The sequence below is a fragment of the Echinicola soli genome (genome assembly GCF_006575665.1).
In the GTDB taxonomy this organism is placed as follows: domain Bacteria; phylum Bacteroidota; class Bacteroidia; order Cytophagales; family Cyclobacteriaceae; genus Echinicola; species Echinicola soli.
The window spans coordinates 2,415,366-2,432,969 of record NZ_CP041253.1 but is presented as its reverse complement, the minus strand read 5'-3'; the positions used below and the strand labels follow the sequence as shown (position 1 = coordinate 2,432,969).

The 17,604-nt window shown below is 43.7% G+C and carries 13 protein-coding genes; 2 read left to right on the top strand and 11 right to left on the bottom strand.

The genetic code is table 11. The features are described 5' to 3' along the window. Positions 1-736 precede the first annotated feature (736 nt). Complete coding sequence (locus FKX85_RS09810) at positions 737-1,552, top strand: enoyl-ACP reductase FabI (RefSeq protein WP_141614557.1); 816 nt, start codon at positions 737-739, stop codon at positions 1,550-1,552. A gap of 801 nt (positions 1,553-2,353) precedes the next feature. Here FKX85_RS09810 and leuB read toward each other — a convergent pair. From leuB to ilvD, 8 genes are all read right to left on the bottom strand, one after another. Continuing rightward, entirely contained in the window at positions 2,354-3,421 is a 1,068-nt protein-coding gene (leuB, locus tag FKX85_RS09805; protein ID WP_141614556.1) for a 3-isopropylmalate dehydrogenase, read from the bottom strand. Then, positions 3,390-4,973, bottom strand: coding sequence for an alpha-isopropylmalate synthase regulatory domain-containing protein (locus tag FKX85_RS09800; RefSeq protein WP_141614555.1), 1,584 nt, complete (start codon positions 4,971-4,973; stop codon positions 3,390-3,392). The genes leuB and FKX85_RS09800 overlap by 32 nt, the downstream gene beginning before the upstream one ends. 102 nt (positions 4,974-5,075) lie before the next feature. Further along, positions 5,076-5,669, bottom strand: a complete 594-nt coding sequence (gene leuD / locus FKX85_RS09795) for a 3-isopropylmalate dehydratase small subunit (RefSeq protein ID WP_141614554.1) — start codon at positions 5,667-5,669, stop codon at positions 5,076-5,078. Between the two features lie 18 nt (positions 5,670-5,687). Further along, positions 5,688-7,085 (bottom strand): 3-isopropylmalate dehydratase large subunit, encoded by a 1,398-nt coding sequence (gene leuC / locus FKX85_RS09790; RefSeq protein ID WP_141614553.1) that lies wholly within the window; start codon positions 7,083-7,085, stop codon positions 5,688-5,690. A gap of 163 nt (positions 7,086-7,248) precedes the next feature. Beyond that, positions 7,249-8,292 (bottom strand): ketol-acid reductoisomerase, encoded by a 1,044-nt coding sequence (gene ilvC, locus FKX85_RS09785; protein ID WP_141614552.1) that lies wholly within the window; start codon positions 8,290-8,292, stop codon positions 7,249-7,251. Positions 8,293-8,303: 11 nt separating this feature from the next. Continuing rightward, complete coding sequence (ilvN, locus tag FKX85_RS09780; RefSeq protein WP_015265869.1) at positions 8,304-8,807, bottom strand: acetolactate synthase small subunit; 504 nt, start codon at positions 8,805-8,807, stop codon at positions 8,304-8,306. Positions 8,808-8,873: 66 nt separating this feature from the next. Then, positions 8,874-10,568, bottom strand: a complete 1,695-nt coding sequence (gene ilvB, locus FKX85_RS09775; RefSeq protein ID WP_141614551.1) for a biosynthetic-type acetolactate synthase large subunit — start codon at positions 10,566-10,568, stop codon at positions 8,874-8,876. 53 nt (positions 10,569-10,621) lie between these two features. Further along, a complete protein-coding gene (ilvD, locus tag FKX85_RS09770; protein ID WP_141614550.1) occupies positions 10,622-12,304 on the bottom strand; it encodes a dihydroxy-acid dehydratase in 1,683 nt (560 codons plus the stop codon). Between the two features lie 654 nt (positions 12,305-12,958). Here ilvD and ispE point away from each other — a divergent pair. Next, positions 12,959-13,765, top strand: coding sequence for a 4-(cytidine 5'-diphospho)-2-C-methyl-D-erythritol kinase (gene ispE / locus FKX85_RS09765; protein ID WP_141614549.1), 807 nt, complete (start codon positions 12,959-12,961; stop codon positions 13,763-13,765). Positions 13,766-13,845: 80 nt separating this feature from the next. Here the strand turns inward: ispE and FKX85_RS09760 are convergent, their stop codons facing one another. The 3 genes from FKX85_RS09760 to tgt all read right to left on the bottom strand — a co-directional run bounded on the left by FKX85_RS09760 (position 13,846) and on the right by tgt (position 17,518). Then, positions 13,846-15,081 (bottom strand): IS4 family transposase, encoded by a 1,236-nt coding sequence (locus tag FKX85_RS09760; protein ID WP_262711632.1) that lies wholly within the window; start codon positions 15,079-15,081, stop codon positions 13,846-13,848. Positions 15,082-15,314: 233 nt separating this feature from the next. Further along, on the bottom strand, positions 15,315-16,388 hold the full coding sequence (locus FKX85_RS09755) for an LptF/LptG family permease (RefSeq protein ID WP_210416931.1): 1,074 nt from the start codon (positions 16,386-16,388) through the stop codon (positions 15,315-15,317). Further along, positions 16,388-17,518: a tRNA guanosine(34) transglycosylase Tgt gene (gene tgt / locus FKX85_RS09750; protein ID WP_141614547.1), complete on the bottom strand. Its 1,131-nt coding sequence runs from the start codon at positions 17,516-17,518 to the stop codon at positions 16,388-16,390. Before tgt ends, FKX85_RS09755 begins: the two co-directional genes overlap by 1 nt. Between the last annotated feature and the right edge of the window lie 86 nt (positions 17,519-17,604).

The window sequence follows — 17,604 nt, the reverse complement described above, 5'->3', positions numbered from 1 at the left end:
CATCTTCTTTCATTGCAGAACTCTTTTCATTATTTTAGTGTAGCAAAAAGAAAAAATGGACAGCTATTAAAAAAGTCATGAAGGTCTTATTAGACATACAGGACTACAAAGCCCTACACTTACTGGAAGTGCTCAAAGGTTTGCCCTATGTTAAAACGAAGCAACTTACAGATAGCAAAGCTGAGTTCATGAGTGAAATCAGGTAGGCTGTAAAAGAAATGAAACTCATTTGCTCAGGGGAAAAACAAACCCGTGATGCAGAAGACTTCCTTGATGAACTATAAAGTCAAAACCATAGAAGTTTTTGAACGTCAAACTAAGAAACTAATCAAAAATATCCTTCACTAAAAATCCAAATTATTTGATCTGGTCCAGAAACTAAAAAAACGCCCACAACAAGGAACTTCCATTGGAAAAAATTGCTTCAAAATCCGCTTAGCCATCAAATCCAAAGGTAAAGGTAAGTCAGGTGGAGCGAAACAATAACCAATGTTATTGTTGACAATGACATCATTTATTTGCTTTCTATCTATGATAAATCCACGAAAAACAACTTCTCAAATTACGAGCTAGAAGAACTCTTACAGTTTATCCCGGACAAATAGCCCATTGGTACGTTAGATTCAATTTGAAGCACCTGAAAAGGCAATATTCAGCAAGATACAGTTAGAAAAGGTGAAAATTTAATTAATTTTACCACTTAGCAATTAGAGAATAATCAATTTAAAGATAAATCATGCCTGAGAACCTACTGAAAGGAAAAAAAGGAATCATCACCGGCGCACTGGACGAAAACTCCATTGCCTGGAAAACCGCACTGAAAGCCAAGGAACAGGGAGCTAAGTTCGTGCTCACCAATGCCCCTATCGCCATGAGAATGGGTGCCATCAACGAACTGGCAAAAGAATGTGACACCATCGTCATCCCAGCTGACGCTACTTCTGTGGAGGACCTTGAAAAACTATATGATGAAGCCAAGGAATACTTGGGAGGCAACTTTGACTTTCTATTGCACTCCATAGGAATGTCCCCCAATATCCGAAAAGGACGAGCTTACGGCGATCTGAACTATGATTGGGCGATGAAGTCCTATGACGTTTCTGCTATATCTTTTCACAAAATGATGCAAGTAGCAGAGAAAAAAGACCTCATGAACGAATGGGGATCGATCGTAGGGCTTTCTTATATCGCTTCCCAGCGTGTATTCCCTTTTTATACGGACATGGCTGACGCCAAAGCACTTTTGGAAAGTATTGCAAGGGGCTTTGGTTACCGATTCGGTAAAAGTAAAAAGGTACGTGTAAACACCATTTCCCAGTCTCCAACAGTAACGACAGCAGGGTCAGGTATCGGTGGATTTGATGCTTTCTACAATTTTGCTGACTCGGTATCCCCATTAGGAAATGCATCTGCTGAAGCTTGTGCAGAATACATCGTTTCGTTATTCTCTGACTTCACCAGAATGGTCACCATGCAGAACCTCTATCACGATGGGGGATATTCGAGCACGGGTATTTCAGAAGAAATTATGGAAAAGTTTTCCGATAAATAATGGAGCCTTGGTGCCTTGGCGCTATCGACGATCTGCCGAAAAGTCGCTAAGGCACTATTTTACCTTACAGATTTCATTAATGTACTCGGATCTATGTTCATCCCTGAAGTCTATAAAATGGGTAAGCCTCATCTTTCTTATCTATTTTTTTTAAGGTTCTATATTGAATACTGTGGGTAAATTATCCACGGGACTGTCCCTCTTGTGCGGATAGATCAGGGGAATAGTTTTGTTCCTACGGCACAAAGCCCCCTGGAGGCAACCTGATTTTACCAGGCTTAAATGCCCAGCGGCATTGGCCAGGACTCCCTCCTCACTATTTTACCGACAGAAGTGTCAGCAGGGATGCGCCATTAGGAGCATTAGCTTGGTAACAGAAATTGGATACAGCATCCTAACAGTGCCGTAGGTACTGACCATGGGTAAGGAAAACATATATCATTATCGACTGTATCAGGAACATGAGCACCCAATTCATCAGTCCACGCGATTCTTCGATCTCCATAGCCCGCTAGCGCTCAGTTTACCCATAGTAAATCATAGAGAACCAATATTCTTTAACTGGCAGAAAAGCGTATAATCATATTTTTGAAATACCAAAAATCAATTCATATCTCAAATACCAGTATTCCAACATTTATTCGTATCCAAGTCCCCCGATGATAAATCATCAATATAATTTAGATGGCTACGACAGCGCTCTTGTTTATCACTGTTAATCAGCAGCTTAAATATCAGCTAAAAAAAACGGAACCCAAAATCAGGCTCCGTCTTCAACTATTCATATCAACTAAATCTCAATTACTTCAAAATCTGCTCAGCCAACCAATCTCCTACTTCAGAGGTTTTGCTTGGTTTGCTCTCTTCGGCGATATCTTCAGTCACCACACCTTCGGCCAGTGAAAGGTTAACTACGTCAGAAATAGCCTTGGCTTCGTCTTTCAAGTCAAAAGCATACTCAAACATCATCGCAGCAGAAAGCACTGTCGCCAATGGATTGGCAATGTCTTTTCCGGCAGCCTGGGGATAAGAACCATGGATAGGTTCAAACAGCTTCACATCGCTTCCCAAGGAAGCAGAAGGCATCAGCCCCATGGATCCACTGATCACACTGGCCTCATCTGTAAGGATATCACCAAAGAGGTTTTCGGTAATCAACACATCATAGGCTTTTGGCCACTGGATGAGTCGCATGGCTACGGCATCCACAAACTCATACTCCACTTTTACATCTGGATATTCTGGTTCCAGCTCCTGTACGGTTTCTCTCCACAGACGGGAAGTGGCCAATACGTTGGCTTTATCCACACAGGTCAATAATTTTCTCCTCTTCTGGGCAAACTCAAAGCCCATTCGTGCCAATCGCGTGATTTCTTCTTTGGTGTACACATTGGTATCAAAAGCCTTGGTACCTTGCTCATTTCGGCCTCTAGGCTCACCAAAGTAAATACCACCTGTCAACTCTCTCAAGAACACAAAATCAGTACCTTCGATTCGCTCTTTCTTCAAAGGCGACTTATGGATCAATGAAGGGAAAGTGAATGTAGGTCGTACGTTGGAAAAAAGCCCCAGTTTCTTTCTCATGGCCAGCAGCCCTTGTTCAGGTCTTACTTTTGCCTTGGGGTCATTGTCGTATTTGGGATCTCCAATGGCACCGAACAATACTGCGTCCGCCTGTAGACATACCTCATGAGTCTCATCAGGATAAGGATTGCCAGTGGCATCGATGGCTGCCGCCCCCACTACGGCTTCTTTAAAAGTAATGGTATGGCCAAATTTCTTTCCTACGGCTTTGACCACTTTTACCGCTTGTTCGATCACTTCAGGGCCGATACCATCACCTGGTAGCAGCGCTATATTCATTTCCATACAAATTTTTATTTTCTGGTTTACCTGTATTGATTTGTTCGATGATATTGAGCATTTTTTCGGTGGCCATCATGGCAGCCACGGTCTGGTCGCTGTCCAGCCCTTTAGTCTTGATAATCCTTCCGTATTCCCAGGTGATGACGGTTTCCACAAAAGCATCCGTTTTACCCCCAGGAGGAATACTCACACTGAAATCGGTCAGTTTGGGAAGCTTCTTATTGAGTGATTTATAAATCTTGTGCAATGCCAGCATAAAAGAATCAAACTGGCCATTTCCTGAGGCATGTGCCTCATAAAATTGGTCATTAAATTTCAGCTTCAGCTGCACGGTAGGCTTGAGGCCCTTGGAATGGGTCATGTGATACCCTTCGATGCTGATGTCCTTCTTAATGGAGTTATTCTGAAGCACATCGGAAATGATATAAGGAAGGTCCTCAGTAGTCACGCGCTCCTTGCGATCTCCCAGCTCAATGATCTTTTGGGTCACCTTGCTCAACTCTTCCGGTTCCAGTTCGATGCCCAGCTCCATCAGGTTTTTGAGGATATTGGCTTTGCCCGAAGTTTTGCCCAAGGCATATTTCCTGGTACGGCCAAATCGCTCAGGTAAAAGATCGTTGAAATAAAGATTTTTCTTATTATCCCCATCAGCATGGATACCAGCTGTCTGGGTGAAGACATTTTCTCCCACCACTGGCTTATTGGAAGGAATATGAAGCCCTGAAAACTGCTCCACCAATTTACTGATACGGTAGATTTTATTTTCTTGGACATTCAGTTTGACTCCTGTAAAATCAGTAATAGTGGCCACAATGCTCTCTAATGGAGCATTACCTGCTCGCTCTCCAAGGCCATTTACAGTGGTATGGACGCCAGAAGCCCCATTGGCAACGGCCTCCATGACATTGGCCACAGATAGGTCATAGTCATTGTGTGCATGAAAATCAAGGTGCACATCAGGAAAAGAACTGCTTACCACCCCCACAAATTCCGCTACTTCGGAAGGCTTCAAAATCCCCAAAGTATCCGGCAACATGATCCTTTTCACCTTTTGTCCTGCTAAAAAAGCAATCAGCTTTAAGGTATAATCCCTGGAGTGGCGCATTCCGCTACTCCAATCTTCCAGGTAGACATTCACAGCAATATCCTTTTCGTCAGCATAAGCAATGCACTTTTGGATATCGGAAAAATGTTGTTCAGGTGTTTTCTTAAGCTGGTGGGTGAGGTGGTTAAGGGAACCTTTGGTTAGGAGGTTAAGGACTTTGGCTCCTGCTTCTGTCAGCCAATCCACCGAAGCCGGTGTATCCACAAACCCCAAGACTTCTACCTTGTCCAAGTATCCTTTTTCGGCAGCCCAATGCGTAATTTTCTTTACCCCCTCAAGCTCTCCCTCAGAAACCCTTGCGGATGCCACTTCGATCCTGTCCACCTTCAACTCCTCCAGCAGCAATTTAGCTATCTGGAGTTTTTCAGAAGGCAGAAAGGACACCCCTGAGGTCTGTTCACCATCCCTCAGTGTGGTATCCATGATTTCTATTTTCTTATCAAGACGCATGATTATATTAGTATCTAGTATTGAGTATCAAGTAGCTAGACGAATAAGGTATTCAAGCCATGGTATAGGTCACCATGGCTTGAATAAACATTGCTAGACTCGTTATTTTCTCGTTGTTTCGAATTCAACGATCTGATCTTTCATGTTCAGCAAGTAGTCGATATCATCAAAACCATTTTGCATGTTTTGTTTCTTGTAAGAGTTGATATCAAAAGATTCTGAACTTCCTGTACTAAGAAGGGTGATAGTCTGTTTGGCGATATCCACTTCCACTTCCGTAGCAGGATCTTTCTCCACTTCTGCGAAAATCTCATCCAAAAATTCCGGAGTAATTGTCACCGGCAGAATACCAACGTTCAGGGCGTTGTTTTTAAAGATATCTGCAAAGAAGCTGGACACTACACATCTAAATCCATAATCATAAATCGCCCAAGCAGCGTGCTCGCGGCTGGAGCCTGACCCGAAATTTTTACCAGCTACCAATACTTTACCGGAGTAAGTAGGGTCATTCAGCACAAAGTCAGCTTTCGGATTTCCTTCGCTGTCATATCTCCAATCCCTGAACAAGCCTTCTCCGAAACCTTTCCTTTCGGTAGCTTTCAGAAACCTTGCAGGGATGATTTGGTCCGTATCCACATTCTCAGTAGGCAACGGAACCACAGTACTTTTTAATAAATTGAACTTATCGTAAGCCATTTTTAGATCGATTTTTAATTAAACTTCACGAGGATCTGCCACTTCACCGGTAATGGCCACAGCCGCTACTGTCAATGGTGACGCCAGTAAGGTCCTTGCTCCTGGTCCCTGACGGCCTTCAAAATTCCTATTGGAGGTAGACACAGCGTATTTACCTGCAGGAATCTTATCGTCGTTCATGGCCAGACAGGCAGAACAGCCCGGCTGTCGCAATTTGAAACCTGCTTCTTCAAGGATAGTTACCAGCCCTTCTTCAATGGCTTGGTTTTCCACTTCTCTAGAACCGGGCACGATCCAAGCAGTGATATTCTCCGCCTTTTTCTTTCCTTTCACAAATTCCGCTACTGCACGGATATCCTCGATTCGGCCATTGGTACAGCTTCCCACGAAGACATAATCAATCTTTTTACCTTTGATAGGCTCACCAGGCTGAAAGCCCATGTAATCCAATGACTTCAGGTAGGTTTTTTTGTTGCTTCCTTCCATACCTTCAGTGGTAGGAATGATATCTTTAATCTTGATGCCCATACCAGGATTGGTGCCGTAAGTAATCATCGGCTCGATGTCCTCGGCATCATAGGTATATTCCAAATCAAATTCAGCACCCTCGTCGGTTTTCAGGGATTTCCAGTATGCTACTGCTTTATCCCAATCTTCACCTTTCGGGGCATGTTCTTTTCCTTTTAGGTAATCAAAAGTCACCTCATCGGGTGCGATCAATCCACCTCTGGCTCCCATCTCGATACTCATGTTACAGATGGTCATCCTTGCTTCCATGCTGAGGCTTTGAATGGCCGAACCTGCATATTCGATAAAATATCCGGTACCGCCACTGGCCGAGATTTTCGAGATGATGTAAAGGATAATATCTTTAGAGGTCACTCCCTTTCCAGGCTCACCGTTTACGGTAATCCGCATACGTTTAGGCTTGGACTGCATGATACATTGCGAAGCAAATACCATTTCCACCTCACTGGTACCGATTCCGAAGGCTATCGCCCCAAAAGCACCGTGTGTAGAAGTATGGCTATCACCACAAACAATGGTCATACCGGGCTGGGTAATGCCCAATTCCGGGCCAATAACGTGCACGATACCATGGTGGTCTGTCCCCAAGTCGTGCAGTTCAATTCCGTATTTGCTACAATTTTCGCGCAGCTTTTCCACCTGCATGCGGGAAAGCTTATCTTTAATGGTTTTGTCCTGATCGATGGTCGGTACGTTGTGATCAGGAGTGGCTACCGTGCGCTCGGGAAAGAGCACATTGTTACCTCGGTTTTCAAGGTTAAGGAATGCCACAGGACTGGTGACTTCATGGATAAAATGCTTATCTATGAAAAACACATCAGGCCCACCCGGAACGGTTTTGACTACGTGTTCGTCCCATACTTTGTCAAATAATGTTTTCTTTTCCATCGCTTCTGTTGTCAATCGTCATAAAGTTCGGGAGGAACAGGTACAAAACATCTCCAATTTTCACCTATTCCTCCCAAAAGTCCACCTTCGGGAAAGTCTATAATAAGTAACACAACAGGAGTTAGTTTTAATTCCCATTGTTAGACTTTCCGCCAAGTTTAAATTAGTTATTCTCTGGTCTCAGCTTACGAACAGTAGCACCTGCCTTCCACATTTCAGACTCTCTTAGCTCTTTCAGCTCTACTTCTAACTTCTCTCTGTAGTCTGCTTTACTGTTTGATTCAATGGATTTAGCTGCTTCTTTGCCATCTTTTACACTTTTGTACAGTTGCTCAAATACTGGCTTGGAAGCATCTCTAAAAGGCTTCCACCAATCAAGGGCACCTCTTTGGGCAGTCGTAGAGCAGTTGGCATACATCCAGTCCATGCCGTTTTCAGCCACGAGTGGCATCAAGCTTTGTGTCAGCTCTTCCACTGTCTCGTTAAATGCTTCAGATGGAGAGTGACCATTATCTCTCAACACTTCGTACTGGGCAGCAAAGATTCCCTGGATAGCACCCATCAAGGTACCTCTTTCACCAGTAAGGTCAGAAGTCACCTCTCTGTAGAAGTCGGTTTCGAACAAATATCCTGAACCTACGCCGATACCAAGTGCAATGACTCTTTCTCTTGCTTTGCCAGTGGCATCCTGATAGATTGCAAAAGAAGAGTTCAACCCTCTACCTTCTACAAACATTCTTCTCAAGGAAGTACCAGACCCTTTAGGAGCGACCAAGATCACGTCTACGTCTTCTGGCGGCACGATTCCTGTTTGATCATTGTACGTCACTCCAAAACCATGGGAAAAGTAAAGGGCTTTTCCAGGAGCAAGGTGCTTCTTAACTGTTGGCCACAATGCAATTTGACCTGCATCAGAAAGTAAGAATTGAAGGATAGTACCTTTTTCACAAGCCTCTTCCAGCTCAAAAAGCGTTTCGCCAGGAACCCAGCCATCGGCTACAGCCTTGTCCCAGGTCTTGGAGTTTTTACGTTGGCCGACGATGACATTAAAGCCGTTGTCTTTAAGGTTTAGGGCTTGGCCGGGACCTTGCACACCATAACCGAGTACGGCAATCACTTCGTCTTTAAGCACTTCTCTGGCTTTCTCAAGAGGGAATTCTTCTCTTGTTACTACATCTTCTTCAACTGTTCCGAATTTCAGTTTCATTGTTTCTAATTTTAATTATTCAAATATTGTTCAATTGTTCCCATTGGTTTGGCCACGGCCACCCTACCTGATCTGGCAAATTCGAGGATGTTGAAATCCTTTAAAATCTCCAGTAGGGCCTTGGTGTCTTCTTTATGGCCGGTCATTTCGATCACCACAAATTCTTTCTCGGCGGATATGATGCGGGCATTGTACTGCCTGATCACTTTCTCCAAACCCGGGTCAAGACTGCTGATCGGTATTTTGTACAGGGCAATTTCCTGGTACACCACTTCGTCATCCTTATAATAAAACGACTTGATCACATCAATGATCTTCTCGGTTTGCTTGACGATCTGAATGACCTGATCTTCCGTAGTGGTCACTTCAATAGTAATCCTGTGCACACCATCTTCCTTACTTTCTGAAGCAGTAAGGGCATCTATATTCACTCCCCTTCTTGTAAAGATCAAGGTAACTCTATTCAGGATACCAATGAAATTTTCGGTAAAAAGGGATACAGTATATCGATTCATATTTTAGTATCTAGTATCTTAAAACGGGTATTGGACTCTTACTTCTACTGACCGGATTTTGGCAGATCAGCTTAACCTTACTTCTTCCACAGAACATCCAGTAGGGATCATCGGGAATACGTTGTCTTCTTTCTCTACCACTACTTCCAGAAAATAAGGGCCTTCATGAACCATCATCTCTGCTACCGTATCCTTCAGGTTATCCCTTTCGGTCACTTTGGTGGCCTTCATATTATAGGCTTCAGCGATTTTGATAAAATCAGGATTATCCAGCTCAGTGAATGAATAACGCTTATCAAAGAACAACTGTTGCCACTGTCGTACCATTCCGAGGAAGTCATTGTTCAGCAAGACTACCTTTACCGGTGCTTTGGTCTGCATGATGGTCCCTAGTTCCTGAATGGTCATCTGGATACCTCCATCGCCCACCACACAGATTACCTGCCGGTTTACATCTGCAAGCTGCGCTCCCAGTGCAGCTGGAAGACTAAAGCCCATGGTACCCAAACCACCAGAGGTCACCTGTGTTCTTGTGGTCTTAAATTTAAAGTACCTCCAGGCAATCATCTGATGCTGCCCTACGTCAGTCACCAATATTGCATCGTCTTTCTTGTAATCGTTGATATAGCGGATCACCTCTCCCATGGTAAGTCCGGTCTTGGTAGGCAATAGATCAAGGGAAACTACAGCGCTCTTTTCTTTCTCCTCTAGCGTCCTGAATTCGCTCAGCCAAGCTGCATGGGCATTTTGGTTCACCTTCTCGGTAAGCAAGGGAAGGCTTTCTTTACAATCTCCCAGCACGGATACTTCGCACTTTACATTCTTATTGATCTCTGCATTGTCCAGCTCCAGGTGGACCACCTTTGCCTGCTTGGCATACCGCTTCAGATCACCGGTTACCCGATCATCAAAACGCATCCCCACCGCGATCAGTACATCACATTGGTTGGTCAGCAAATTGGGAGCATAGTTACCGTGCATTCCTAGCTTGCCGACATATTGGGGATGGTCTTCTGTAAGTGCACCTGAACCTAGAAGGGTACAAGCTGCGGGAATCCCGGTTTTATCCAAAAATGCCTTGAGTTCTTCCTCAGCCTTACCAATTACAACTCCTTGCCCAAAAAGCAAGTAAGGTTTCTTGGCGGCATTGATGACTTCAGCAGCTGCGGCGATTTCACTGTCCTTTACTTTGGGATAAGGTCGGTAAGACCTGATTCCCAGACAAGGCACATAATTAAATTCGAACAGCTCATTTTGTGCATCCTTAGTAATATCTATCAGTACCGGTCCCGGCCTTCCTGAACGTGCTATATGAAAACCTTTCGCAATGGCCGGGGCAATATCCTCCGCCTTCCTCACCTGAATATTCCACTTGGTCCCCGGCATAGAGAATCCCACTACATCGGTTTCCTGGAAAGCATCTGTACCTAACAGCTGTGAAGCCACTTGGCCAGTGATGCAGACCAGAGGAGTGCTATCAATCTGGGCATCAGCTATCCCTGTGATTAGGTTGGTAGCTCCAGGCCCTGAAGTAGCCATGCAGACGCCGACTTTACCGGAGACTCGTGCATACCCTTGTGCGGCATGGATGGCTCCTTGCTCATGTCTTGTCAGTACATGTTTGATTTGGTCCGCGTAATCATAGAGTGCATCATATACTGGCATGATGGCACCTCCAGGATAACCAAAAATGTAATCACAATTTTCAGCTACCAGGGATTTGATCACGATCTCAGCTCCTCTGATTCTCGAATCTTTCATGTGTAATTAAATTATATTTGAGGTTTAAGTCTTATGTTGGTTGGTCTATTGCCTCACTGTTTGTCAGTAACACAACCCTCAGACGCTGTAGACACCAATTGGACATATTTCTTTAACGTTCCTTGGAGATGGCTCAAGTCTTTGTTTTTCCAGTTTTTCTTCCGTTCGGCAAACGCCTCTTCGCTCACGTCCACATTGATTTCCAATGTCTCCGCGTCGATGGTGATCTTATCGCCATCCTCGATCAATCCGATCGGTCCCCCCAGATAGGCCTCCGGTGTGACGTGTCCTACCACAAATCCATGCGTACCGCCAGAAAATCGACCGTCAGTGATCAGTGCCACGTCCGAGCCCAGCCCCGCACCAATGATAATGGAAGTAGGCTTCAGCATTTCCGGCATTCCCGGCCCACCTTTTGGTCCCACATAACGGATGACTACCACATCCCCTTTTTGGATCTCCTTGTTTTTCATGGCCGCGTTGGCAGAAGGCTCATCGTCAAACACCTTGGCTGTTCCAGTGAAGGACTTCCCTTCTTTTCCGGAAATTTTGGCCACGGCCCCTTCGGGTGCCAAGTTACCATGAAGCACACACAAGTGACCAGATTCTTTGATTGGATCCTCTATAGGATGGATAACACTGTCTTTGGAGGCTTTTACTGGCTCTATGTCAGCTAAGTTCTCGGCCATGGTTTTGCCCGTTACCGTAAGGCAATCACCATGAAGCAATCCTTCATTTAAGAAGTATTTCAAGAAAGCTGGTAAGCCGCCCATTTCATAAAGGTCTTCCATCATGAATTTCCCACTTGGCTTAAAATCACCCAGCACAGGAGTCTCGGCATTGATTCGCTTAAAGTCCTCGAGGGTAAAATCAATTCCTGCTGTTCTGGCAATCGCCAAGATGTGAAGGGCCGCATTGGTACTACCACCAAGTGCCACGGTAACACGTACGGCATTTTCCAAGCTCTTTTTGGTGATGATATCCTTTGGTTTGATATCCAGTGCCAACAGCTGCTTGATATATTTACCGATGTTTTTGCATTCCTCTCGCTTTTCTTTAGAAGTAGCTGGATAGGAAGAACTGAAAGGCAGCGATAATCCCATAGCTTCGATGGCCGAAGACATTGTATTTGCAGTGTACATCCCGCCACATGCGCCGGCACCTGGACAGGCATTTTTGATTACCCCCATGTAATCCTCATCAGAAATCTGCCCATTGATCCGCTTGCCATATGCTTCAAAAGCCGAAACAATATTCAGTTTCTCCCCCTTGTAGTTTCCAGATCTGATCGTTCCTCCAAAGACCATGATCCCTGGACGATTTACACGAAGCATTCCCATCACCACACCCGGCATGTTCTTATCACATCCTGGAATGGTCACTACTCCATCAAAGCTATGCCCCAAAATGAATGACTCTATGGAATCAGCAATCACCTCCCTGGAAGGAAGACTATACCGCATCCCTGAAGTCCCCATGGACTGGCCATCGGAAATACCAATGGTATTAAAAATAAAGCCTGAAAGATCCGCTTGGTTTGTAGAGACCTTAATGTCCTCCGCAAAACTGTTAAGGTGCATGTTACATGGGTTACTTTCATACCCACAGCTTGCCACACCTACAAAAGGCTGCTTCATCTTTTTATCAGTGATTCCAGTCGCATATAGCATGGCCATTGCCGCTGGATTTTCTTCATTATCACTGATTTCCCAACTATATTTCTTCAAATCGCTCATTATTTATACAATCTTCTGTTATTTCCTTATAAAAAAAAGTGCCTCACGATATGAGGCACTTTATTGCTTTATGGATGTCTTACAATAGTCTAGCGCCTCACTTACAGTTATAAATGAGAATGACAATAAGGTTAATGACGCTGACTATTCTGAACATGCTTTTATGTGTGTTTAGTGGTATCTTATCTTTGATCTTTTCTAATTGCTTAACAAAAGTAAAACCCTATTTTGAGACTTACAATATTTTATTTCTTTTTTTAAAATGAAATAAAAATTAAACTATTGCATACCTAACAAAACACTTCAGTTTCAGGTAGCTTTTTTATGCAATACGCTTTTTTATGTTTTATTAGAAAAACATTTTTTCAATTTTCGAAATTTTCTTCTGATTTCCAAAAAAATTAATTTTTTCTTAAAAAAAACCTGAAAATAGATCAGTGAAACCAATATTTAAGGATATTTTTAGACTAAACACCGACACAATAGCGACACTTTGCAAAAAACGCAAAAATTAATACTCCCTTTCTAACTGTTTTGAGTCATTTATTTTCAACAACCATACGGTTTTACTAAACACGAAATTGGTGCTGTTTAACCTACACTTTTTCTCCATTCCCTATTATCTTTACCTCCGAAGGCTTTAAAATCTTAAAAATGGTGTTATTTCCAAACGCAAAGATCAACTTGGGTTTATCCATCACTGGCAAAAGGATGGATGGTTATCATGATATTACCACCTGCATGGTGCCTGTTCCGCTCCACGATGCCCTGGAAATTACCTTTGCAGATAAAACATCCTTTAAAAGCACAGGGCTTCCTATTCCCGGCGCAGAGAAAGACAACCTGATCCTCAAGGCTTTTAAGCTTATGAGAAGGGACTTTAATGACCTACCTCATGTCCACTTCCACCTCCATAAAGCCATCCCTATGGGAGCAGGACTTGGAGGAGGATCTGCAGATGCAGCATTTGCCATTTCCATGATGAACACCATGTTTGACCTTCACCTGGAAGACTGGTTCCTGGAAGACTATGCTGCCCAGCTCGGCAGCGACTGCCCGTTTTTTATCGAAAACATCCCTAAGATAGCCACCGGAAGAGGAGAAATCCTCGAAGATATCAACATCGATCTAAACGGCTGCCATATCATCCTGATCAATCCAAACGTCCACATTGGTACGAAGGAAGCGTATGCAGGTGTAACGCCCAAACTTCCTGAATTTGACCTTAAAGAGATCATTGCTGACCGCTGCCTATGGAAAGATCGGCTAGTCAATGATTTTGAAGCCAGCATCCTTGTGAAACATCCAGAAATAGCGCAGATAAAAGAGAAACTCTACGAAAAAGGTGCTTTTTATGCAGCCATGTCTGGTTCGGGCTCCACTGTTTTTGGACTTTTTGATAAAGAAACGTCCCTTGGAAAATGGCCAGAGAGCTACTTTACTTTTGTTGGAAAGATGTAGTTAACAGCGGAACAACCATCCATGCTGTCCCGTCGTTTCCGACGCGGGACTATTTAACCTGAAATATCAATGTCGTTTAGTTAAGGATTATAAGTTATAAAATTGCTGGGTCTAGCGCTATACCTTTTTATTCTTGGAACTGACCTGTTGGGCCGCACTATTTCAAGCTGAAGCAATAGTTTGAAAGCGTAATCGGATATTTTTCCGATGATTTTGTCGATCCCTTTGTTCAGTTGATCAAGTATAGGTTTGGTTTTACGATAAGCCTGGGTTCTGTTGATCTGATAAGTATTTTTCCGTTTTTTGTTACAGTAGTCACCCCCTTTTTTGGTAAGTGTTTTACTGAGGATGTTGCTCAAGTTGGCCCTGAGAATGATGCTGTTAAAATCTTGGAGAACGGCCCTGGCCGTCTTTCCGCTCAGGTTTTCAAGTTCCGCCCTGGTTTTCAGTAGTTTGAACGACTCTTCAACAGGCCATCTTTTCCTATAAAGCTCACGGATTTCCTTGACAGGGTACTTTTTATGGTCAACCAGGTTGGTTACCAATATATGGTCTTCTCCTGATTCAATCGGTACCCGTACCAGTCTTAATTTGAGTGCCTCAGTAGAAATATTCCTTTCCTTACACCTGTATATGGCCTCTTTGGAAGGGGAGACCTCTATTAACTGCTGTTTTTGGGTAGATGCTAAAAATGCCTTTGCCTGTTTCCACCTGTTTGCCTTTACCCTGATGACAAAAGATTTTTGTTGCTGAACCAATGAGGACATGAGCCAAAAGGCCGCATAGGCCCGATCCATTATAAGCAGGTCTCCCTGCCCCAGACAGGGAAGGTGACTTTCACAGAGAGAAAGTTCACTTGTCCTGTAATGCTTGATTTTGGCATCTATGCTGATTTGATTGAGTACATCGTAGGCTTGGGAAACACGGGCCAGGACTACTTTTCTGCCGTTTTCAGTCCGGGTTTCGAACTGGCCAAAACCTTTTGCCAGTTCTTTACTGTAAGGAAGCTGCAGAGTACTGCCGTCAATACCTATAAGCCGAAAACCTTTCCATCTACGGACATGGCTGGCTTTATTATAATAAAAAGAACATTGTTTTCCATTCAGCCAGGTAAACACCTTGGGGTTTAGTTTGGATCGCTGCTGACTGAAAGCTCCTTTGGAACAGCTGACCAATTTATCCGAAAAAAAATCATCCAGCTCTTGCTGAACACTGGATTTACCTAAACCTAACATAAAGTAGATAAGATCAGTAAACCCCAAACACCGCTGGCGAACAAATGCTTTGTTAGTCGTACGGAACCTGTCTCGTGTCAATCCATTTTCTATATTGTTTTTTAATAGTTTTAAAAAGTCCTCCGAAAAGGAAAAGGACTTTCTCGTTGTCAGATTTCTTTCAAAAAAACTACGCTCCCTTTTCTTACCCAAAAATTAAAAAAAATCCTTAACTAAACGACATTGATAATCCAGGTTTAACTTGCTTACTTGTGCTGGCTACTACTTCGTACCTCGTACTTCTCTCTTCGTATTCCAATGGATCGCTCAATCCGTTACCGTGGAATCGTCTTATACATCACCAGCCCTGTGAGGGCAAAGATGATATTGGGCGACCAAACTGCCAATATCGGATAAGGTGTACCGGCTTCGGCAAATGTCCTGGACAATAAAAACAAAATGATATAAACAAAAGCCAACAAGAAGCCCAAGGCTATCTTAAACCCTGATCCACCACGCGTTTTTTTGGAGGCGACAATCACCCCTATAAAGGTCAGAATGATGGCTGCAAAAGGCGACATAAATCGCACATAACGCTCTATCTTATAAAAATTCACATTATCCGCACCACGATCTTCCAAGACTTTTATTTGCCTGCTCAACTCCGGCAGGTCTAAAGTTTCGTGGTGATTGGGCGGAAGGTCAAAATCCGCAGGGGTAATGGAAAGCACCGTATCCATTTCCTCTCCCACTTGATACCCTTCCCCCATATCCTCTAATGTCCGGATTTTATAATTTCGAACCTCCCAGGCATTGACAGCAGTATCCCAGACGATACGATCTGCAGAAAGCTTCGAGATCAGCTTACCATCTTCGATATGTTCCAGTGTAAAAGTATAGCCTGTTTTAGGCCCGGTATAATATTTACTGATGTACGCATACACGTCAGGAGCCACTTTTACATGGAGATTTTGATAGTTGTATTGGGCATCATCCTCAAGGTACTCCATCTTAAAGTTATACACCCCGGCAGTGGCTCCCGGAAGCACCCAGCCATTGAGCAGAAAACTTGCCAATGCGATCATGGAAGCACCGATCAAAAAAGGCCTTAACATCCGCATAAAGCTCACGCCACTACTCAGTATGGCCACTATTTCTGTCCTTCCTGCCATGCGGGAAGTAATAAAAATCACTGAAATAAACACCGTAATCGGCGTCAGCAGGTTATTGAGGTACAGGCCATAATTAAACATGTACTTCATAATCTCCCCCGTGGGCACATTATTACGGATAAAATCATCATTCTTCTCTGTGAAGTCCAACACCAATACAATTAAGATCAGCATCAACACCACAAAAAAGTAGGTTTTCAGAAAATCCTTAATGATCAGTTTATCCAGTAATTTTATCATAACCGTCTGCTTACTTTTTTTACCATCTCATCTTTCCAAACCGCAAATTCTCCGGCCTTGATTTTTTCCCTTGCCTCATCTACGAGCCAAAGGTAAAAACTAAGGTTGTGAACACTCGCTATTTGGGCGGCCAAAATCTCCTTGCTCACGGTAAGATGGCGAAGATAAGCCCTGGAATAGAAACTACTTACATAACTGTTGATATTGGGATCAATGGGAGAAAAATCATCTTTCCACTTTTCGTTCCGCATGTTCATGAATCCCTCGGAGGTAAAAAGCATGCCATTTCGGGCATTACGGGTAGGCATGACACAGTCAAACATATCCACTCCCAGGGCGATGCATTCCAGAATATTGGCAGGAGTCCCCACCCCCATAAGGTATCTTGGCTTATCACCGGGAAGTATATCGGTAACCAGCTCGGTCATTTCGTACATCATTTCGGCCGGCTCACCCACTGACAATCCCCCAATGGCATTTCCATCACGCCCACAAGACGCTACAAATTCCGCTGATTGTTTTCTCAGGTCCTTGTAAACGCTTCCCTGCACAATCGGGAATAATGCCTGGCTGTACCCGTATTTTCCGGAAGTGCTATCCACTTGGTCAATACACCGCTTCAGCCAACGATGGGTCATTTCCATGGATTTTCTGGCATAGCCAAATTCGCACGGGTAAGGTGTGCACTCATCAAATGCCATGATAATATCCGCACCAATACTCCGCTGGATATCCATGACATTTTCGGGCGTGAATTTATGTTTAGAGCCATCAATATGGGACTTAAACAACACTCCTTCCTCGGTAATTTTCCGTGTACCCGCCAAGGAAAACACCTGATAACCACCACTATCGGTAAGAATCGGCTTATTCCAGCCGTTAAACTTATGCAACCCACCTGCTTTTTCCAGCACATCCAAGCCAGGACGCAAATACAGGTGATAGGTATTTCCCAAAATTATTTGGGCCTTGATGTCATAGGTAAGTTCCCGCTGATGAACCGCCTTTACCGAACCAGCGGTACCTACCGGCATAAATATAGGCGTCTGAATATCTCCATGGTCAGTTTTGACCACTCCCGTCCTTGCTTTGCTCTTTTGGTCTGTATTTTCGAGAATGAATTTCATCAATCATGCTTTTCAGACAAAGTCAAACGACCTTGCGCTGATTTAGTTATCTATTTCTCCACAAAAATATAAGCTTATCGGTAAAA